Origin of the sequence: Aliamphritea ceti, from assembly GCF_024347215.1 — a bacterium.
Classification (GTDB): Bacteria; Pseudomonadota; Gammaproteobacteria; order Pseudomonadales; family Balneatricaceae; genus Amphritea; species Amphritea ceti.
Genome location: NZ_AP025282.1, coordinates 3,547,625 through 3,568,898 on the forward strand (window position 1 = coordinate 3,547,625; position 21,274 = coordinate 3,568,898).

The 21,274-nt window shown below is 46.6% G+C and carries 16 protein-coding genes; 7 read left to right on the forward strand and 9 right to left on the reverse strand.

The genetic code is table 11. The annotated features are described in order from the left end of the window. Positions 1–74: 74 nt before the first annotated feature. On the forward strand, positions 75–470 hold the full coding sequence (locus tag OCU49_RS16285; RefSeq protein WP_261841609.1) for a DUF3461 family protein: 396 nt from the start codon (positions 75–77) through the stop codon (positions 468–470). Between the two features lie 208 nt (positions 471–678). Next, positions 679–1,866 carry an ROK family transcriptional regulator gene (locus tag OCU49_RS16290; RefSeq protein WP_261841610.1) on the forward strand — a complete coding sequence of 396 codons (1,188 nt, stop codon included), beginning with the start codon at positions 679–681 and terminating at the stop codon, positions 1,864–1,866. Between the two features lie 148 nt (positions 1,867–2,014). On the opposite strand, the gene OCU49_RS16295 is transcribed toward OCU49_RS16290, so the two are convergent. The 3 genes from OCU49_RS16295 to OCU49_RS16305 form a co-directional block, all read right to left on the reverse strand. After that, positions 2,015–3,289: a TRAP transporter large permease gene (locus tag OCU49_RS16295; RefSeq protein ID WP_261841611.1), complete on the reverse strand. Its 1,275-nt coding sequence runs from the start codon at positions 3,287–3,289 to the stop codon at positions 2,015–2,017. A 10-nt stretch (positions 3,290–3,299) separates the two neighbouring features. Continuing rightward, positions 3,300–3,824, reverse strand: a complete 525-nt coding sequence (locus tag OCU49_RS16300) for a TRAP transporter small permease (protein WP_261841612.1) — start codon at positions 3,822–3,824, stop codon at positions 3,300–3,302. Positions 3,825–3,970: 146 nt separating this feature from the next. After that, a complete protein-coding gene (locus tag OCU49_RS16305) occupies positions 3,971–5,218 on the reverse strand; it encodes a TRAP transporter substrate-binding protein (protein ID WP_261841613.1) in 1,248 nt (415 codons plus the stop codon). 483 nt (positions 5,219–5,701) lie between these two features. On the opposite strand from OCU49_RS16305, the gene OCU49_RS16310 reads away from it, so the two are divergent. Continuing rightward, positions 5,702–6,496 (forward strand): IclR family transcriptional regulator, encoded by a 795-nt coding sequence (locus OCU49_RS16310; RefSeq protein WP_261841614.1) that lies wholly within the window; start codon positions 5,702–5,704, stop codon positions 6,494–6,496. Positions 6,497–6,611: 115 nt separating this feature from the next. On the opposite strand, the gene OCU49_RS16315 is transcribed toward OCU49_RS16310, so the two are convergent. After that, positions 6,612–8,249, reverse strand: a complete 1,638-nt coding sequence (locus tag OCU49_RS16315) for a GMC family oxidoreductase (protein ID WP_446680415.1) — start codon at positions 8,247–8,249, stop codon at positions 6,612–6,614. 379 nt (positions 8,250–8,628) lie between these two features. Between OCU49_RS16315 and pdxR the strand changes: the two genes are divergently transcribed. Further along, positions 8,629–10,104, forward strand: coding sequence for a MocR-like pyridoxine biosynthesis transcription factor PdxR (gene pdxR, locus OCU49_RS16320; RefSeq protein ID WP_261841616.1), 1,476 nt, complete (start codon positions 8,629–8,631; stop codon positions 10,102–10,104). Positions 10,105–10,126: 22 nt separating this feature from the next. On the opposite strand, the gene OCU49_RS16325 is transcribed toward pdxR, so the two are convergent. Both OCU49_RS16325 and OCU49_RS16330 read right to left on the reverse strand, forming a co-directional pair. Continuing rightward, complete coding sequence (locus tag OCU49_RS16325) at positions 10,127–11,530, reverse strand: pyridoxal phosphate-dependent decarboxylase family protein (RefSeq protein ID WP_261841617.1); 1,404 nt, start codon at positions 11,528–11,530, stop codon at positions 10,127–10,129. Between the two features lie 127 nt (positions 11,531–11,657). Continuing rightward, on the reverse strand, positions 11,658–12,545 hold the full coding sequence (locus tag OCU49_RS16330) for a LysR family transcriptional regulator (protein ID WP_261841618.1): 888 nt from the start codon (positions 12,543–12,545) through the stop codon (positions 11,658–11,660). A gap of 286 nt (positions 12,546–12,831) precedes the next feature. On the opposite strand from OCU49_RS16330, the gene hisD reads away from it, so the two are divergent. Both hisD and OCU49_RS16340 read left to right on the forward strand, forming a co-directional pair. Continuing rightward, positions 12,832–14,139, forward strand: coding sequence for a histidinol dehydrogenase (hisD, locus tag OCU49_RS16335; RefSeq protein WP_261841619.1), 1,308 nt, complete (start codon positions 12,832–12,834; stop codon positions 14,137–14,139). Between the two features lie 100 nt (positions 14,140–14,239). After that, on the forward strand, positions 14,240–15,436 hold the full coding sequence (locus OCU49_RS16340) for a DegT/DnrJ/EryC1/StrS family aminotransferase (RefSeq protein ID WP_261841620.1): 1,197 nt from the start codon (positions 14,240–14,242) through the stop codon (positions 15,434–15,436). A gap of 253 nt (positions 15,437–15,689) precedes the next feature. On the opposite strand, the gene OCU49_RS16345 is transcribed toward OCU49_RS16340, so the two are convergent. Beyond that, positions 15,690–16,139 carry a PACE efflux transporter gene (locus OCU49_RS16345; RefSeq protein WP_261841621.1) on the reverse strand — a complete coding sequence of 150 codons (450 nt, stop codon included), beginning with the start codon at positions 16,137–16,139 and terminating at the stop codon, positions 15,690–15,692. A gap of 171 nt (positions 16,140–16,310) precedes the next feature. On the opposite strand from OCU49_RS16345, the gene OCU49_RS16350 reads away from it, so the two are divergent. Then, complete coding sequence (locus OCU49_RS16350; protein ID WP_261841622.1) at positions 16,311–17,210, forward strand: LysR family transcriptional regulator; 900 nt, start codon at positions 16,311–16,313, stop codon at positions 17,208–17,210. Positions 17,211–17,267: 57 nt separating this feature from the next. Here the strand turns inward: OCU49_RS16350 and folD are convergent, their stop codons facing one another. Beyond that, the gene (gene folD, locus OCU49_RS16355) at positions 17,268–18,137 is read right to left on the reverse strand and encodes a bifunctional methylenetetrahydrofolate dehydrogenase/methenyltetrahydrofolate cyclohydrolase FolD (protein WP_261841623.1); all 870 of its coding nucleotides are present in this window, start codon (positions 18,135–18,137) and stop codon (positions 17,268–17,270) included. A gap of 656 nt (positions 18,138–18,793) precedes the next feature. Then, positions 18,794–21,244, reverse strand: a complete 2,451-nt coding sequence (locus tag OCU49_RS16360; RefSeq protein WP_261841624.1) for a GcvT family protein — start codon at positions 21,242–21,244, stop codon at positions 18,794–18,796. Between the last annotated feature and the right edge of the window lie 30 nt (positions 21,245–21,274).

The window sequence follows — 21,274 nt, forward strand, 5'->3', positions numbered from 1 at the left end:
GCACAGATGAATAACACTATTTTTTGAGCCCGGTTATCCAAGCGATGATAACCCCTAAATGAGAACACGCAATAATGTCTAAGAATCCTACCCTGACTAAGATGGGCATTACCTCAGTCGAAAATATTGATAAGTACACGGTACAACATCAGGGCGAAGTAGATGTACTCAAGATCTACTACAAGCGTCCAAAAGGTTCTTTACTGTCCCGCAGTAAAAAGTTTTCTTTCATGCGTGGACGTAATTACCTGCCAATCGAAGCCCGTAACTCTAAGGCTTTCGATCAGATGGAAAGCATTAATCCAGAGCTGATGCATGCAATCGATGAATTGAAGCAGCTTAATGCCACCCGTGAGAAAGACAGCAAGATGGATCCTAAGCAGCGTATGATTGCAGATCTGGATCATCTGGAAAAAGTCATGACTTCCAAAATCGACGATCTGCGCCGCCAGATTGAAGAAATGAAGTAATAGCTTCCAACATAAAAAAACGCAGCCAGAAGCTGCGTTTTTTTGTTCCAGGCAATCTAACATCACCTATTTAAGCCTTATCTACTTATTTGTAAGCATCTAACTCTTTACCAGACCCTAAGTGATTCTTTGAAATCAAAAAGTAAAAAAATTATTCTTATAAATTACTTCCTGTAAGCAATAATTATTTTCCAAATTGGAGCCACTCATGCCCAGCGAACAGCAACGTTCACGTGCTGATCTAGGTCGCGCAAACCGCCGCAGCGTATTAGCTGAAATTCTCTATAACGCCCCAATCGCACGGACAGAAATCGCCGAACGCACTGCGTTAACGGGAGCCTCTGTTTCACGTATAACCCGCGATCTTATTAATGCAGGGCTGGTTGTTGAAAGTAGCGCTTCAATTCCACAAAACCGATCCGGCCGCCGCCTGATTGAACTGAACCTCAATCCAACTGGCGCTTATGTTCTCGGCATAAGTATTAATGCCTTTGCCCAATGGGTCAGTCTGTCAGGTTTGGATAACAACATCATCGCCCGCAAACAGCTAGCACTGGAATGTGTAGATAATCCTGATGAAGTTCTCAGCAAAGTTATCAAAACCGCACAGCAAATGATTACTGAGTCCGGCATCAATAAACAAAAACTGATAGGTGGTGGCGTTGCAATTGGTGGTGCAGTAGAACCAAATTCCGGGCGACTACTGTTCTCCAGCACGATGGACTGGGGGGAAATGGATATCGCACCTATGATGTCTGAGCAGCTAGGTATACCTATTTGCGTTGAAACTGTGCCTAACGCCCTTAATCTGGCAGAAACTCGCTTTGGTATAACTAAAGGACAGCGCAACGTGGTAATGCTTAACGCATCGTTACGTATGGGCGCCAGCTTGCTACTGGATAACCAGTTACGTCGCGGGGTACGCTTTTCCGCCGGCCTGATAGGCAAACTTCGTTTGCACCAGGCAGATAATGCAGACTCAGCGCTGTTACTTGATGAAGTAGCTGCCGGCATTGCGGTGCTTAATAAGCTCACCGGCGAGCCTGACCTTACCAGTGGACGCCGTGCTGCCGATACACTGATGCAATTAAAAAATGCTTCGGTCAGTGGCGACAAGGCAGCCACCGATGCCTTCTATCATGCTGGCCAGATGCTCAGCCAGACGATTGATGTCGTCGATACTTTACTACAGCCTGAAACAATATTACTGGCTGGCCCAATGGCAACGGTTCCTGCCTATATTGATGGCGTGCTGGATAACTTCCGCCATGACAACAGTCAGACACGCAGCAGCGGCGATAATCTTCAGGCCAATATCCTTGTCAGCAATGTCAGCCCTGAACAGGCCGCTATTTATATTGCATTAGATGAATTTCTTACGAATAAATATATTTAATACCTCAGCGAATATATCTATTGAATAAAATCAATTTTCAATTTTTAAAAACTATTTATTTTTGCAGATAAAAATCTAACATTTAGACACAAAAAAGGCGCCTTCACAGGCGCCTGATACATACTCACTTAACTAAAAGGCACTCCACCTAAAAGCTTAGCATCCATAAGCTGAGACTTGGTACGAAGGCAACCAGCACCCAGGTTGCCAGCAAAGCATACAGATATGGCAACGTTGAACGTACTAACTGTAAATACGGTATACCGGTCATACTACTGGCAACATATAAGTTCAGACCATATGGCGGCGTTATGAAACCGATAGCATCACCGATTAGAAACAGCACCGCAAAGTGGATTGGATCTACACCGATTGAAGCTGCAATCGGAGCCAGAATAGGTGCCAGAATAATAGTATTCGGCAAGCTTTCCAGTACCGTACCTGCCAGCAAAACAATTAACAGACAGGCAAACAAAATCGGATAGTATCCACCAAGTTGGTAAATCACCTCAGTCAGAAACTCTTTCGCACCTAATAAAGACAGTACCTGCTGCATAACTACAGATATAGCAATCAATGGCGCCAGCATGCCGGTAATCTGACCAGAGCGCATCAAAATAGCGGGCAACGCCGAAAACTTGATTTCACGGGTAACCAGTACCCCTGCCAACAAACAGAATCCCGTGGTCATACCTGCAGCTTCTGTCGGTGAAAATGCCCCTGAATAAATCCCCCACAGTACGATACCGATCGCCAGGAAACCTAACCAGGCTTTCATACCTGCCTTGGCCGCACGTTTGATCTTAAATGGCTGCAAGTTACCCCAACCATTTTTCTTACATATCCAGTAACACACTAACTGCATGGCGATTACCATCAATATGCCCGGAATCAAACCAGCCATGAATAAATCGCCAATTGGCAAATTCATCATAAAGCCGTAAACAATGAAGATAATACTCGGCGGAATGATAATTCCCACGGTACCGCCTGCCGCAATCGTTGCTGCAGCAAACTTAGTTTCATAGTTACCTTTGGTCATTTCCGGATGCATAATGCCGCCGATTGTCGCAGTGGTTGCCGAGTTCGATCCGGAAATCGCCGCAAACATACCACATGCACCTAAAGACGCCATACCTAAACCGCCACGTAACCAGCCTAAGCACTCATAAGCGAAATCAGATAGCCGTTTCGCAATGCCGGCGGCATTTATGAGGTCACCGGTAAGAATAAATAACGGTAACGCTAATAAGCCGTAAAAGCTTAAGCCTTCGTTCAAAGTCACACCAACATTCGCCAGTGTAAAATCAATCACCAGGCTGACACCAACCACCCACAAAGAGATGACCAGAAAGATAGGTACGCCGATTATAAATAACGCCGTCACCCCAAGACTGATCAAAGTAATCAATAAACCATCCATCAGATTCTCCTCAATCAAACAACGGGGCTTGGGTTGTCAGAGACCGGCCATTTCTGAAATCATCAATGTCCTGCCGTAAATTTTGCGCCACCCGGATAAGAATCAGACCCCATGCCAGCGGTGTTGCCATATAAAACCACCACTGCATGACATCATCAGTGCCCTGCACAATCGCGAAGTTATCGTAAGAGATATAGACTTGCTCAACAGAGTAATAAATTACAATAGCACCCATTACGAACCAGCAAACCGCGTCCAGGATCAGGCACAAGAATTGCCCCTGATAAGGCATACGTTCCCGAACTTCAGTAAAGCGCAAATGCGAACGTCGTAAGGTGTTATATGACGCACCCATCCATGTAAGCCAGAGAAAAAGGTAAATAGGAATTGTGGTACTCCAGGGCGCCTGTTCATTAAAGAAAAAGCGTCGGATAACTTCCACAAAGATAATGCCCGCCATCGAGGTGTAGGACACAAGGATTATTGATTTTTCGATATTTCGTTCTGCGTAACGCAGCATCGAACCCAGAGACATAGCCAGGCCCTCCACCCAATATAATACTGTTCACCAATGCAGGGAAAAAGCGCTGATGAACTTAAAACACGCTAACAAAAACAGCCCCGACAGCCTGACTGCCGGGGCTTGATCATGACAGCATAGTTAGCTTTTTTAGTTTTACCTTATGCAGACTTCCACCAGCGACGCGGCTCAACGTTCTCAGCCAACATATCGCGTGGAATTTCACGTGCGATTTTATGAATCGAGCTGTAAGTATCGTGTCCACCTGACCACTTATCCAGACGATTACGCCACTTCTCCCAAGGCTCTGGGTTAAACTCCGGCGCACAGATACGCTCTGCTTTCGCACGTTCTTCATCGGACAAAGCCGCTACACGAACATTGTGCTGATCAAATAACGTGCCTGGTAGTGATGGCGTCGTTGCACCAACAGTATTTACCAGTGCCGCTTCCTGTGCAGCCTGAATCTTAACCTGTGTCAGGTATGCAGACTCCATTACTGCGTCTTGTAGCTCACCACTGAAGCTATCAAACAGTGCAGCATCCATCATGGTTGCTTCAGTACCGCAGAAAAAACGTAAATCGACAGACTGAGAAACCACAGGAGACATATTTGCATAGCCCACTGCTCCAGCCCATGTTTCCGCACCATCAATCAGACCCTGTTTCAGACCATCCAGCGTTTCAGACCAGGCGATAGGTACCGGATTAAGTTCCAATAGCTGCATCGCAATTCGACCCAACTGAGTACCGGTTACACGGTTCTTTGTACCGCGAAGCTGATCAATGCTGGTAATAAGAGGCTTATCTTCCCAACCAAGACCCATCTGTAAACCGCGCAGCTCACAATGAGAAAACAGGAATTGCAGACCATGACGGGTACGCAGAGGATCACGCAGCAGTTTCTGGCTATCAGGGTGATACAGGAAATGATACTGAGACGCCCGGGTTGGGAACATATAGGCGTAATCAAGAACGTTAAGATAAGGTGCACCACCTGCTGAATTCTGGGTGGATGCAGTGAACATATCAATAATGCCCTGCTGGGTTTTCTTTACACAGTTTAACTGACCACAAATCTGATTATCGCCAACAAACTCTACGCGGATCTCACCATCAGTCCGGTCTTCCACATCTTTCAGAAAGTCGATGCAACCAGCACGCTCTATCAATAAGTTATTTTCGTTAAAGCCAGACGCCCCGAAAGTAAGGGTATGTTTAGCTGCTTTTTTGTAGCGTTTCTTCGAATTATCGTCTGCAGCCTGCGCAAGCTGAGAAAGTGAAAAACTTCCCAACGCAGAAGCCGCCAGCATAGTAGAACTCAGACCATAAGTAGAAGCTACACGGAAGAAATCCCGACGGGAGACTTTTTCCTGATTTGAATTGGATGCACTTACTCGCTTATTCATTGCATATACCTTTAGTTATTTTTATTGCGCTAAATTGGCGTATTGCTCAATGGACAATATAAATAAAACACAAGATTTACATGTTTTCAATTATATTATGATAATAAAAGTCTCGTTATTATTAATAAATGAAACAAAATACTCATCAAAAACGAGTAATGATCCCTAAAAAACCTTCATCAAACACTTATCTGCATGAGGATAAACATATATAAAACAACAAGTTAATAACACGGACAGATTAAGTAAAAAGTGTTTTCATCTGTATATAAACGCTTACAAAAAAATATCAAAAAATAATAATTTCAAGAAAAAATATCTCAGTATTTTTACATTTATATTAATTACTTACTGTATCTAATTAATATAAATTCAGAAAAATTTATTAATAATTATATTTAAAACTTCATTTATTACTCCAAATGAGACTTTTAATACCGTAGAATAGCTATCAATATAGTTAACTATCTGGAATTAACAGTCATGTCAGACTCAGAGAGTAAGGGTAAAAACTCCTCTATTCAGCGTGCTTTACACATACTGGAAATTGTTGCTAACGCAAAGCAGCCTATTACCCCAACCGAGATTAACCGTGACCTTAACCTGCCTAAGCCAACCGTTCACCGTCTTTGTAGCCAACTGGAAGATGAAGGCTTTTTACAGGCGCGCATGGATGGCCGGGGTCTTCTACCAGGGCCTAAACTGAACGGTATTGCTTTAGGAATTCTGAGTAATAACGATTATTTGCGGGGCCAGCGACACGTCATACTGCAACGTCTGTCTGAACAACTGGGTGAGACCTGTAACATTTCGATCCCAAATGGCGACCACATGATTTATTTTGACCGGGTTGAAACCCACTGGCCATTACGAATCCAGCTACAGATTAACGATCACGTCCCCCTTCACTGCACCGCCAGTGGCAAGCTGTTTCTCAGTGAAATGAGCAGTGTGCAGCGCTCTCGTCTGCTCAGTAAGCTGCCAATGGATGAACGCACTCCTAATACACTCACCAGTGCAGAGGCCCTTAAGCCGGTACTGAGTAAAATTCGAAAAGAAGGTATCGGGATAGATAACGAAGAGTTTTTTCAAGGCATGATTGCTGTGTCAGTGCCTATTCGTGATAAACAGGGCCGTTTATACGCCGCTCTGGCAATGCATGCACCAACAGCACGTATGAGTCTGGAAGAAGCCATCAGCAATGTACCAGCAATGCGTCAGGCGGCCACAGAGCTTGCTGAATTAATGGATGATGAAAGCACAAGTAATAACAGTTAAAGCAGCCACAAAAAAGCCTCCGGCGGTAAGGCTCGGAGGCGAAGGCTGAAACATATTCTCAAAGTTGAGAAGACCACCAGTATGGGTGCAGACTGGCAGCCAGTTGAAAGCAGGATTAACCTGCTTTCGCAACGGCCATAGCGGCCGCATCTTCTTTCATCATATCTGCCGCTTTTTCAGCAATCATAATGGTTGGCGCGTTGGTATTACCTGACACGATTAGCGGCATGATAGAAGCATCTACTACCCGCAGACCTTCAATGCCATGCACCCGCAGACGGTCATCAACTACTGCCATATCATCATGACCCATCTTACAAGTACCGGTCGGATGATAAATCGTCGTCGCCCTGTTACGCGCATACTCCAGTAACTCTTCATCCGTCTGATGCTGGATACCTGGCTCATGCTCTTCCTGTATTAGTGGCTTAAGAGCCGGTGCATTCACAATACTGCGAGTAACCTTAATCGATTCAATCGCGGTTTTCTGATCCTCTTCAGTGGCCAGATAGTTCGGGTGAATCGCCGGATATTCCGCCGGATTATTACTCTTCAATTCAATGTGACCTGTACTGGTCGGCCGTAACTGACACACCGATGCAGTAAACGCAGAGAAGCGATGTGTTCCTTCTGCCGGCTTATCTGCACTCAAAGGCTGCAGATGATACTGAATGTCGGGACGCTGCATTGCCTGGTCAGTTTTGGTAAAGATACACACCTGACTCGCAGCCATAGTCAGCGGACCGGTGCGGAATAAAGCATATTCAAGCCCCATCATCACTTTACGAATAGGATTATTCACTTCGTCATTTAAAGTAATCGGCTTGTTAACCTTATAGATGGTACGGATCTGCAGATGGTCCTGAAGATTTTTACCTACGCCCGGAACGTGTTTAACCACATCAATTCCATGACGCGCTAACTCATCCTGATCACCAATACCTGACAGCATTAAGGTTTGTGGTGAGTTTATTGCTCCAGCACTCAGAACAATCTCTTTGTTACATTTGATTGTATGACTTATGCCTTTAATGTTGACTGTCAGACCGACCGCACGGTTACCGTCAAACTCAATACGCTCAACCAGAGCATTCGTCTGCGCACTCAGATTAGGACGTTTCAGCGCCGGCCGTAAAAAGCCTACCGCCGTACTACAGCGTGTGCCATTACGGTTGATCGTCAACTGAAAATAGCCAACGCCTTCCTGGGTCTCACCATTACTGTCTTCATTGCGTGGGATGCCGACCTGTTCAGCTGCATCAATAAACTTGTCACACAACTCACGGCGGATTTTAATATTTGAAACCTGAAGCGGACCACCAACGCCATGATAGTCGTTTGCGCCACGCTCCTGATCTTCTGATTTTTTGAAGTAAGGCAGAATATCTTCGTACGACCAGCCTTTATTCCCCAACGCAGCCCAGTCATCGTAGTCTTCTTTCTGACCTCTTACGTAAAGCAAACCATTCAGGGAACTGGAACCACCCAGAACTTTACCCCGTGGCCATTCCAAACGGCGGCCATTAATACCTGGATCCGGTTCCGTTTTATAACACCAGTCGGTTTTTGGATTGTGCATGGTTTTGAAGTAACCAATTGGCACGTGAATCCAGGGATTAGAATCCTTATTACCCGCCTCTAACAATAAGACGCTGCTATTTGAATCTTCTGACAACCGGTTCGCCATTACACAACCTGCTGAGCCGGCGCCAATTACGATGTAGTCATATGCTTGTTGTAGAGACATCAGCATTACCATTTCTCTGCGTGTTACTTACTGAAAAATCATATCCAAAGCAGAATTCCAGTTACAACACCTTTGTTATTGTTCTCGGACGCCCCTGTTAAAGGGCGCCCGGCCTTACTGCTGTCACGCCAAGGCATCAGAAACTTGTCTTTCTGATACACAAAGTATCATTTTAATTTAATAAAAAATCAACATTTTTTATTAATTACGGAATTATAAGTCTCATTTTTGTTGATAAATGTTGATAATTCATGCTTTGTGATCCATGATTGTTTACACAGGTACTTATATAAAAGCGTCATCCTATGGCGATCTGAGCACAGGCCCGATAACATATGCGCATTTGTCGTGCTCCACCTGCAACAACTGATAGGTAGCCAAAACTATGTCAGCACTCTTCCATCTGGATCGTGAAAACAGCGCCGCCACGCTGCAACAACAGATCCGGGAACAACTGGTTAACGCCATTCTTGGCGGCTATCTGCCACTTGATGAGCCTCTGCCATCCAGTCGTGGACTGGCTAAATCTCTTAATGTTGCCCGTAATACCATCGTACTTGTATATGATGAGTTAGCTGCCGATGGTTACCTGATATCCAAAGAACGCAGTGGTTATTACGTCGATCCTGATTTTCTGGCAAAAAAACTTTCCGGAAGTGACCAGGCTGCCCCTGCCGCTGATGAATCTGCAGATAAGGTTGACTGGCATAGCAAATTAAAAGTACTGCCCAGCACACAAAAGAATCCCAGCCTGGCCCATGCATGGCAGAGCTACCCTTTTCCATTTGTTTATGGGCAGTTGGACTCAAAGCTTTTCCCCATCGATAACTGGCGTAAATGCTGGCGTGACGCAGTCAGTGTTCAGGCCATCCGGGACTGGACCTCAGACCGCTACGACAGTGACGATCCATTACTGATAGAACAGATACAAAAACGTATATTGCCTAACCGCGGGATTCAGGCCGATCCGGAAGAAATTCTGATTACTGTCGGCTCACAGCAAGCTATCTATTTACTGGCTCAGTTACTGCTGGATAAAAGCAGCTGCTTTGGCATAGAAGATCCCGGCTATGTCAGCGCCGCTCATATTGCTGCTGTGTTTGGAGCCAAAGTCGCCAGCCTTGAAGTGGATGAACACGGCCTGATGGTTGATGATCGCCTGAATTGCTGCGACGCTCTGTATATTACACCCAGTTACCAGTGCCCTACGACAGTCACTATGCCCCTGGAACGCCGCAGAGCATTACTGAATAAAGCCAAAGAAGAAGATTTCATCGTCATTGAAGATGACTATGAGATGGAAATGAATTACGACACGAACCCTACACCGGCGCTGAAAAGCCTCGACTGTAATGACCGGGTTTTATATATCGGAAGTTTGTCCAAAACCCTAGCTCCAGGCCTGCGTATGGGCTTTATGGTAGGACCAAAAACATTGATTCAGGAAGCACGTAACTTACGCCAATTAATGGTGCGGCACCCTCCCCTTAACAACCAGCGAGCAGTCGCTTTATTTCTGGCTCAGGGATATCACGATGCATTATTACGCAAACTGGCCCGTGCCTTTCAACAACGTAGTGAAATCATGGCTGCAGCGTTGGATACACACTTACCTGGTAGCTACACGCAACCCAGCGGTGGTTCTTCTTTCTGGTGTAAGTTACCAGAACATATCGACGCCGCAGAATTAAAGCGTAAAGCCACCAAAGATGGCCTGCTAATTATCTCCGGTGACAGTTATCACTTTGCAACTAACCTGCCAAAGAACTATATAAAATTGGGTTTTTCTGCGATTACGCCAGAAGCCATCGAGCCGGGCATACGAAAACTTGCCCGGCATATTGATGCATTAACCGAATAGATAATACTTAATCAAACCTTTCTCAATATTCACCGCTGGCCATTAACGCTTTGCCAGTGGTGATACACGCTTCCAGAAAACGCTCGATGTTCTGACTCTGCGCCGCATCATTCGCCAGTATCAAGCGAATTCCGCTGCGGCCTTTATACTGTGCATAGTCCACGTACGCACCGCCATTACGCATCATAGTTTTAGTGATCGCAATGTTTAAACGGCGAAGTGTTTGCTCATCATCCAGCCCTTCTGGCTTATAACGAAACACCACATTCAGATAGACTGATGGGGCTATCATTTCCAGCTGAGCACTCTGCTCAACCTGCGCGACACACTGAGCTTTAAGCCCCTGAAGATAATCGATCTTCGCCGCAAAGCCTTTATTACCAATAGCTTTCCAACTTAACCAAACCTTCAGAGAGTCTGCCCGACGACCACATTGCATAGAACGCTCACCCAAATTAAATGCCGCATTCTCATCATTGTGGAACAGGTACTCACCACCACCGCCGCTAAAACATTCTGTCAGTAAGCCAGCCTGTTTAACCAGAATTACCGCTGCAGTGATTGGCACGTTCATCAGTTTATGCGCATCCCATGCAAAGGAATCAGCCAAACCAGAATCCGCCAGCAAATGCCGGGACTCTTCAGAAAACAACACCGGCGCCCCCCAGGCACCATCAATGTGCAGCCAAAGGTCATACTTATCTGCAACGGCACGGCATGGCACGACAGGGTCGTAAGCGCCAACAACCGTTGTTCCTGCTGTGAGGCTGATATAGAACGGCTGATGTCCTGCTGCCAGACTTGTTTCAATTGCAGCTTCCAGTGCTACAGGACACATACGGCCTTCAGCATCTGTCGCAACCGCAACCAGATTATCTGAGCCAATACCCAAAACGTTCACTGCTTTCTGCGCAGAATAATGTGCCTGATCAGACACATAAGCGATTAAACGACGACCGTCTGCGCCACGAGTCTTATATTCAGGACAAGCTTTGTGACGCGCCAGCATCATGCCGATAAGGTTAGCCTGACTACCACCAGATACCATAAGGCCGTCACCTTCAGTGAAGCCTACCAGCGCATTCCAACTCTTAATCAGTTCCAGCTCCATCAGGGTTGCAACCGGTCCTACCTGATAGGTATGCATAGTTGCATTGCTTAAGCTGGTTACCCAGTCACCCAGCAATGCTGGCTCGTTTCGACCAGAGTAAAGCAGTTTGAAGTAATCTGCCTGAGAGCTGTCAGGGTTGTAATGCAGATAATCCTTTACAGCCTGCTCCAGGGTTTCCAGGTCAGCACCATCCTGCTGCAAGCTCAAATCCAGTTTCTGTTGTAGCTCAGATGCCGCCGGCGCCTGTACAACAGGCCGGTCGCCACGGGTAAAGTCCGTCACGGCACGGTTGAGAATATCCAGATAAGCTTGCATAGCGTTACTCCAAGAGGCAATTCAATCATTGCCCGGGAGTATAGGCGGCTGAAGCAAAACAGCTCCAATGCTATTTTGCTTAGCAGTGGTTACTATTCGGCATAGCCTCAGAAAAAGGCAGTATTCATCAGCCTTGTAGGTGGTTCCAGAAAGCCTCACAAGCAGCGTTTGCAGGTTTACCTAAGCGATACAATTTAATCGACAATTCAACACAATCGAATGGCGCTGGCAGTATCGTTAACTGGCCCGATGCCAGCTCCTGAGCAACCAGGCTTTCCGGAACCCATGCCATACCATGCCCTTTCAACACTAATGCTTTAAGAGCTTCTGACAATGCATTCTCACAGACAGAATGCAGCTTTGCTTTATCTGTCAAACCCGATAAACAGCGCTGTTGTAACAAACGTCCAAAGAAAGATTCAGCGGGATGACTGAGCAAGCGCACTGGCTGTTGTAAGTCGCCACCAAACATTGGCTGTCCATCTTTCACCAGTGAAACAGGTATTAAGCGGTCATGGCCAACATCCAGGTTTTCAATATCATCCCGTTGCATTTGCTGAAAGACTTCATGGCTGGCATAGCTCAGCAAAAAGTCACCATTGCCACTTAAAAAAGCATCCATCGCATCATGCAGATTGCCGGCATCTACTTTAATAAGCGTATCTGAGCCTGAGGTTTCCAGTGTTTGCATCCAGTCAGGGAAAAACGAAACTGCCAGTGCATGCTGAGAAATCACCTGGACCTGTTCCCGGGGCTGACTGATCGCTTGCATCTGCTGCCGCACAGCATAGGTCTGATTAATCAACAGCTGAGCCTGCTCAGCAAAAGCAACGCCGGTTGGAGTGAGGGTTGTTGGATATTGATCACGATCGACCAGACTGACGCCTAACCAGTTTTCCAGCGACCTGATACGCCGACTAAATGCAGGCTGAGTAACAAAGCGAGACTCCGCTGCTTTAGAAAAACTGCCATGCTCAACCAGTGCTATAAAATCAATCAGCCACTTAAGTTCCATTCGTTACCCTTAGAAAGTTACAACCTGTCATCCGCACTATACAGCATCACTGCCATGAATCGAGAATCATTAACATTTAAAGACAAATTATATTGTCTCTACTACCTTTACGTTATAGCCGACACGCCTTAGCAGACGGAAGCTATGCAAAAAAGTAACCGCCGAATATCAAAAATAGTATTGGTCAGCTTCAGTCCGCCCTTCTACTATCGGTATCAATAACAAACATCAGATATCGCAGAACATATTCCCTGCAGATAGATTTGATAAGCTGACGAGGTGGGCCATGGAGTACCTGAAGAAATCCAACGCACCGGTTGCCGAAACCGATGAAAAAATCCAGACAGCTGTAAAAGCTATGCTGGCACGTATCGCCGACGAAGGTGAAGCTGCAGTTCGCGAATACGCGCTCCAGTTTGATAACTGGGAAGGCGACTTCATTCTGAGCGATGAGAAGCGTGCCCGTCTGATTGCGGAAGTGCCTGAACGTACTAAACAGGATATCCAGTTCGCCTATAAACAGGTACGCACCTTTGCTGAAGCTCAGAAAGCCAGCATGCAGGAGTTCGAGATTCAATCCGAGCCTGGTGTAAAACTGGGTCAGAAAATCATTCCGGTTAATTGTGCAGGTTGTTATGTGCCAGGTGGGCGTTACTCACATGCTGCGTCTGCATTAATGAGCGTAGCTACTGCTAAAGTAGCTGGCGTAAAAAAAGTGATTGCCTGCTCACCACCGAAAGATGGCAGCATTCACCCTGCTATTGTATACGCGATGGACCTGGCTGGCGCTGATATCATTCTGGAAATGGGCGGCGTACACGCAATTGCCACTATGGCTAAAGGCCTGTTCACAGGTGAAGCTGCAGACATTTTGGTTGGCCCGGGTAACGGCTATGTTGCTGAAGCCAAGCGCTTACTGTTTGGCGAAGTGGGCATCGATGTTTTTGCAGGGCCGACTGAATCCGCCATTATTGCTGATGACAGCGCAGATCCAATGACTCTGGCTGTTGATCTGGTTTCGCAAGCTGAACACGGTTACGACTCTCCGGTATGGCTATTCACCACCAGCAGACGCATCGGTGAAAAAGTCGCAGAGCTAATGCCAAAAGTAGCTGCAGATATGCCAAACCACGATGTAGTTCAGTCTGCATGGGATGTACACGGTGAAATCATTCTTTGCGACAGCCGCGAAGAATGCGTCAAGGTTAGTGATGATTACGCTAGCGAACATTTACAGGTGATTACTGAAGATCTGCAATGGTGGGCAGATAATCTGACCAACTACGGCTCTTTATTCCTGGGTGAAGGCAGTACAGTTACCCATGGTGACAAATGCTCAGGTACTAACCACATTCTGCCTACTAAGCGTGTCGCCCGTTACAGTGGTGGCCTTAACGTACAGAAATTCCTCAAGATTCTGACCTATCAGGAAATTGACGAATCAGCTAACCTGGCATTCAGTACAGCTGGTTCACGTATTTCTCGCGCAGAAGGTATGGAAGGCCATGCCCGTGCCTGTGACTGGCGTCTGCGTAAGTACTATCCTGATACCGAATGGGATTTCCACGTTTACGATCAGAAGCGTTACGATTAGTCGCCGCTCACATAACAGCCGGGCATATGCCCGGCTGTTGCCTATCGTAACAATCATATTTCGAGCCCTGTCCCACAGGGCTTTGTAACGTCAGGAATTGATGATGAAGACCTTCAATAAATCTTTTACCCAACAGGAAGCTATTCCGGAAGCAGGCATTGCGGCAGCTAACGAAGTCATGCAATCAGGCCGCTTACATCGCTATAACACCCTGCCAGATGAACGCAGTGAAGCTGACCTGCTGGAAATTGAATACGCTGAATATATGGGCGTACCTTATTGCCTTGCATGCTCATCAGGCGGTTACGCGCTTCATGTAGCAATGCGAGCTGCCGGCGTTAAATCTGGTGACAAGGTACTCTGCAACGCGTTTACACTGGCACCGGTACCAGGTGCCATCCACAACAGTGGTGCAGAGCCTGTACTTGTGGATGTTGCCGAAGATTACTGTATTGATCTGGACGACCTGGATGCAAAAGCAGCCAGCAGCGGCGCCAAGTACTTTATGTTGTCCCATATGCGCGGCCACCTGGCTGACATGGATCGCATTATGGAAATCTGCGATAAATACGGTTTATTTCTGATTGAAGACTGCGCCCACACGATGGGAGCCACCTGGAATGGCAAAAAAAGCGGCACCTTTGGTGATGTTGCCTGCTTCAGTACTCAAACCTACAAGCATATCAATTCCGGCGAAGGCGGTTTCCTGACAACCCGTCATCCAGACATTATGGCCCGTGCCATTATGCACTCCGGCTCATACATGCTGTTTGAGCGCCACTTTGCAGCGCCACCTAAAGAAGCCTTTGCGGAAATTCGATTCGAGACACCAAATTACAGCGGTCGAATGGATAATCTGCGGGCGGCAATCCTACGCCCTCAACTGGCTGACTTGGATACTCAGTGTAATCGCTGGAATTCACGTTACCGATTACTTGAGACTGTTTTCAACGCATGTCCGGGTATCCATATTCCAGCACGTCCGGAAGCAGAACAGTTTGTTGCCAGTTCAATCCAGTTTTCATTACCGGATTTCAGTGAAGCCCAAATCCTTAATGTGGTCACTGAATGTGCTAACCGTGGCGTTGTATTAAAATGGTTCGGAGACGCTGATCCTAAAGACTACACCAGCCGTTACGACAGCTGGCGCTATATCAAGAATATGCCGCAACTGCCAAAGACTGAGCAAATTCTCAGTAAGCTGCTTGATATGCGTATACCTCTGACATTCAGTGAAGCAGACTGTCAGTTATTAGGAGAAATCATTTCAGAAGTAGTTAGCGAGCAGAACAGCTAAATTCGGACGAAAAAAAACCGGGTGCAAGCACCCGGTAAAAATACTTATGACAAGAGCCTATTGCTTAAATCGAGCCAAATACGATTTCAGCCATAGTTCGTAAAGTGAAAAGAGTTTGGCCAAATCAAACCCTTTTCTGCAGCAACACCTCGGTGAGGTGAGGAAATGTTGCTGACCACTTACGAGCCAGAGCAATAATACATTAATGATAATGATTATCAACTCTTTTTGATAATAAATTTCATTCCGGGTTTTAAGCTATAGCTTCTTTCTGGATAACTGGAAAAAATCTGTCGTATATCCAGGTATAGGCGAAGGTCATCAATACCACGCTGGCCATCACCGCAATATCCATCACCAGCGCCTGCCAGAGGCTAAAGCCAAGCCACCACATAATAATCGGTAATGATGTCGCCGTAAGAGTTAACTCAAAACTCAAAGCGTGCACAATCCGGCCAATAATGCTTCGTTCAGTTGGAATTCTGCCAAAAGCTACGTCTACCCGGTCATATGCATAATTAAATATCAGATTAATTATCATCGCTTTAAGACTGAGAATTAGCGACAGAGCACCCATTTCCAACAGTTCCTTATCCAAAAAATAACTCAGTGCAGGTGTAATTGTACCGATTAAAAGAATCTCAAAGATAATGGTATAACGAATTCTGTCCCACTTACTCCGAATCACAATATCTGCTGCCATGTTCCCTGCCTCCCCTTTGTCTGGATATTACTCACGTAAACAACTCAATAGACACTGACCAAAAGTATCCACATTCAGTCTAAATCTGTTGTATAAATTAATCTGAGCATTCTAACCATCTTAAAGATACAATAAAGTTAAATACTATCTATAAATCAGATAGGTAACTTTATGCCCAGCCAAGATCAAATCCTTGCCTTTATTGCTGCTGCCGAACAAGGTTCATTCTCAGCCGCTGCTCGTCGACTCAACAAAGCTCAGTCAGCGGTGAGCCACGCAATTCAAAACTTAGAGATAGATATCGGCGTCGAGCTGTTTGACCGCAGCTCCCGCAGCCCTACTCTCACCCCGGCAGGTAACGCGTTACTGCGTAAAGCTCACGCGCTACAACAAACTCAGCAGGAATTCATTGCTCATGCCACTTCCCTGAACGGCGCCAATGAAACGGAGATTTGTCTGGCTATTGCTCAAAGCGTCTGGGACTTACCTTTACTGGACGTCTTAAAAGAATTTGAGCAGCGCTATCCTTACGTTACCCTGGAATTACTCGATCCGGGCAGCAGTGATGCCGCCGAACTGATTCGATCAGGCCGGGCAGATATAGGACTAATGATGGAGCAGGAAATTTATCCGAAGGGTTTCCGTTTCAGCGGTATAGGACATGCGCGCTTACTGCCAGTCTGTCACCCGGAACATCCACTGGTCTTACAACAGCCTGTAAGCCATCAGCAGCTTAGAGAACACCGCCAGCTACTGGCCAGTAACCGTAACCCTGATGATCGCAGTCATGAACGTCATCTGCTAAGTCCAGACATGTGGCGCTTTGAAAGCCCTCACGTCATGCTAGAGGCGGTATGTGCCGGTCTTGGCTGGGCATTCCTGCATGAGTCAGTAATTCGTGAAAAACGGCATTTAGGCGAACTGACAGTATTCCAGCTGGCTTATCAGCAGGTTGACGTCTTTCAGGGCATCGATGTGATATGGACTGAACACAAAGCGCTGGGGACTGCAGGACAGTGGCTTCTGAACCGCCTTCGAGCCATCAAAGGCAATACTCCCTCTCCCGGTTGAGCAATTTCAGACACAAAAAAAGCCGGCATATAGCCAGCTTTTTTAAATTTAAAAATCTTAGTTCAGATTTTCCAGACGCTTAAATGCTGTCAGCGTGTTCAGCAGCAGCATTGCGATAGTCATTGGGCCAACACCACCTGGTACAGGTGTAATGTGTGCAGCTTTTTCAGACGCGCTGGCGAAATCAACATCGCCTACCAGCTTGTTCTTACCATCGCGCTGGATACGGTTGATACCTACGTCAATCACGCAAGCACCTTCTTTAATCCAGTCAGCATTAACCATTTCTGGACGGCCAACAGCAGCCACAACAATGTCAGCCTGACGGCAGATTTCTTCAATGTTCTGGGTACGGGAATGCACGATAGTTACTGTGCAGCTTTCAGCCAGTAACAATGCAGCCATAGGCTTACCCACGATATTAGAACGACCAATAACAACAGCGTTCTTACCAGACAGGTTGTCACCCAAAGCGTGTTTGATCAGGTGAACACTGCCGTGAGGCGTACAAGGCAACAGACTTTCTTCACCGATAGACAGACGGCCAACGTTTACCGGGTGGAAACCGTCGACATCTTTATCAGGATCAATTGCATTCAATACTGTTTTCTCATCAATGTGAGATGGCAGTGGCAACTGACACAAAATACCGTGAATTTCGCTGTCGTTATTCAGTTGATCAACCAGTGCCAGCAATTCTTCCTGAGAAGTTGTTTCAGGCAAACGGTGCTCAGTAGAGATAAAGCCGACTTCTTTTGCCTGCTCGCCCTTCTTGCGAACATAAACCTGGCTAGCAGGATCTTCACCTACCAGGATAACGGTTAAGCCTGGTGCCTTACCGGCTTTTTGCTGAAGCTCAGCAACTTCACCCGCCATAGTCTGACGAAGATTAGTAGCGTACGCGTTGCCGTCAATGATATTGCTCATAATTTACCTATCGTAATCCTGTATCGACCCGGCATATCTATCTCCCTGACAGTCACTCTGCTGCCATAAGACAAATACAATCGGGAGCTAAATTAGCCTTGGTTTACGCCCGCCAGCAAAGCATTCTGCGACGCGACAAAACAGCCGTTATGATATAGCTACCACTGTCAGGTTCAAGCATTTATCGACAAGAAAACCCGGTAATTGGGCAGTGGTAAACAGAGGCATGATCTACAGCAAGCGCCGATAGAATAGCCTGTCATCAGAGCAGTATTATCAGGACATTGCGTTAGCAATAATTTGCTAAAAGCGACCTGTAATTGATTAAAGATACTGACCGTAGCTATCGCACCGGCCGTATGGCTTAACGCTTATACTTTATTTGCTCTGACAGCCTGAATACCAAGCCTGTAAAATTTACAAACCTGACATTTGCACCAAAAAAATCTCCTGTCTCAGAAACCTGAGCAGAAGATCGTAATAGCTATACTTTTGAACAACTACTTTTGTATAACCTGGCTGAGGCTATCCTGCATGAGCAACGTAAAAGAAGCAACCATGCGACTTAATTTTAGGGCACGACCAGACCAGAGCATACCTCTCTGATCCGGCAATTAAGTCACAGGTTGCCTCAAACCCTCATTAAATACCGCTTATCAGCATTTAATTTTTTCCATCGCCGGATCAAAGAATGAACGCAAGGATGGTTTAACAGCGAAGCGCTCGTATTCCACTTCTATCTCGAACTGAACGCTATCCAGCCAGTCTTTCGTCACACCAGCATCATTTTCTATGTAGCCCATTGCAACTGTCGCACCCATGGAATGACAGAACATACCGGCTGTTGTGCGGCCAACGATCTTGCCATCGGCAATGATCGGTTCTTCGTGGTAACACAATGGTTCAGGATTCTCGAACAGGAAAGCGACAAAACGACGCTTCAGCGAACCCGCTTCTTTCTGTGCCAGCAGCGCTTCCTTACCAATGAAACCACCTTCTTTATTGAAGTCAGACGCAAAGCCTAAGCCCGCTTCCAGAGCAGTATCTTCATCGGTAATGTCGTGACCCCAGTGACGGTAGCACTTCTCCATCCGCAGGGAGTTCATGGTGTGGTAACCATAAGGGCGGATACCGAACTCTTCGCCGGCTTCCATCACCAGATCATAAACACTTGGTGCGAATTCCGTTGGGATATACAGTTCCCAGCCCAGCTCACCTACATAGGTAATACGTGAGGCACGTACTATTGCGTAGCCCAGCTCAATCTCTTTCGAAGAAGCAAACGGGAAAGCGTCAGCAGACATATTTTCACGCGTCAGCTTACTGATCGTTTCACGTGACTTAGGCCCCATAACAGTCACCACAGCCATAGCAGATGTCATATCAGTGAAGAACACCATGGCATCAGCGGGCTTGTTGCTGCGCAACCAGGCCATATCACGGTTCTGACAGGCAACACCGGAAACAACCAGGAAACGGTCATCAGCCAGACGGGTAACAGTTACATCCGCTTCAATACCACCACGATCATTCAACCACTGGGTATAAACCATACGCCCAACAGCAACGTCGATGTTATTCGAACAGATACGGTTCAGATAGCTAACCGCATCCGGACCTTCAACCTGATACTTACAGAAAGAGCTCTGATCGATAACGCCTACTGAGTTACGTACCGCTTCATGCTCTGCACGGTTATTGTCGAACCAGTTCTGACGACCAAAAGAATATTCGTATTCCGCTTCCTGGCCTTCATTAGCAAACCAGTTTGCCCGCTCCCAGCCATTTTCAGAACCAAATACTGCACCCTGTGCTTTTAACTGATCATGCAGCACAGAACGACGCACGCCACGGGATGTTTTGAACTGTTTGAACGGATAGTGAGTTTCGTACAGCAAACCTAAAGTCTCTGTAGTACGTTCCTGCAAATACTTTTGAGTCCCCTGGAACGGCATATTACGACGAATATCCACATCCCACAGATCACGTGGCGCATGTCCTTTATCAATCCACTCAGCCAGCATTTTACCTGCGCCACCTGCAGACTGAATGCCCACTGAGTTAAAACCTGCCGCAACAAAGTAGTTACGCAGCTCAGGCGCTTCACCAAGGTGATAACGGTCATCCGGTGTGAAAGATTCCGGCCCGTTGAAGAATACCTGTAGACCAGTTTTTTCCAGCTCAGGTACACGGTGCATTGCTGCTTCCAGATAAGGCTCTAAATGCTCAAAATCTTCCGGCAGCTCATCAAAACAGAAATCTTCCGGAATACCGTCCTGACCCCATGGCTTAGCACCAGGTTCGAACATACCTACCAACAATTTACCGGCATCTTCTTTGTAATAGCAGTAACCATCCATATCACGCAACGTCGGTAAACCATGCTGCAGATTAGGCATATTTTCGGTAACAACGTAAAAGTGCTCAGCACCGTGAAGAGGTACGTTCACACCAGCTTTTTTACCAAATTCACGAGCCCACATTCCGGCACAGTTAACTACGTACTCAGCATCGATATCACCTTGTTCGGTGATAACACCGGCAGCTTTACCGTCACGGATTTTCATATCCAGCACTTTCACGCCTTCAATGATCTGAGCACCACCCATACGGGCACCTTTAGCCAGCGCCTGGGTAACATCAACCGGACTTGCCATACCATCCATTGGCAGATGGATAGCACCTAGCACATCATCAATGTTCAGCAGTGGCCACAAATCACGGGCCTGCTCAGGGTTAATAACATCACATGGGAAACCGGCAACTTTCGCCATAGACGCGCCGCGTTTCAGTTCAGATAAACGTTCTTTGTTAGTTGCAATAGTCAGGGAACCATTGCGAACAAAGCCAGTTGCCTGGCCTGTTTCAGATTCCAGAGTGTCATACAGGCTGGCACTGTAATTGGCCAGCATCGACATATTATAAGTCGCACGTAAAGTTGGCACTAAGCCGGCAGCATGCCAGGTAGTACCACAGGTCAGCTGCTTACGTTCCAGCAATACTACATCGGTAATGCCCAGTTTGGTCAGGTGGTAGGCAACGCTACAACCGATTACGCCGCCGCCAACAATGACAACGCGCGCAGAAGAAGGTAATTGTTTAGTCATATTCATTTCTCCAGCCACAATACACAGCTA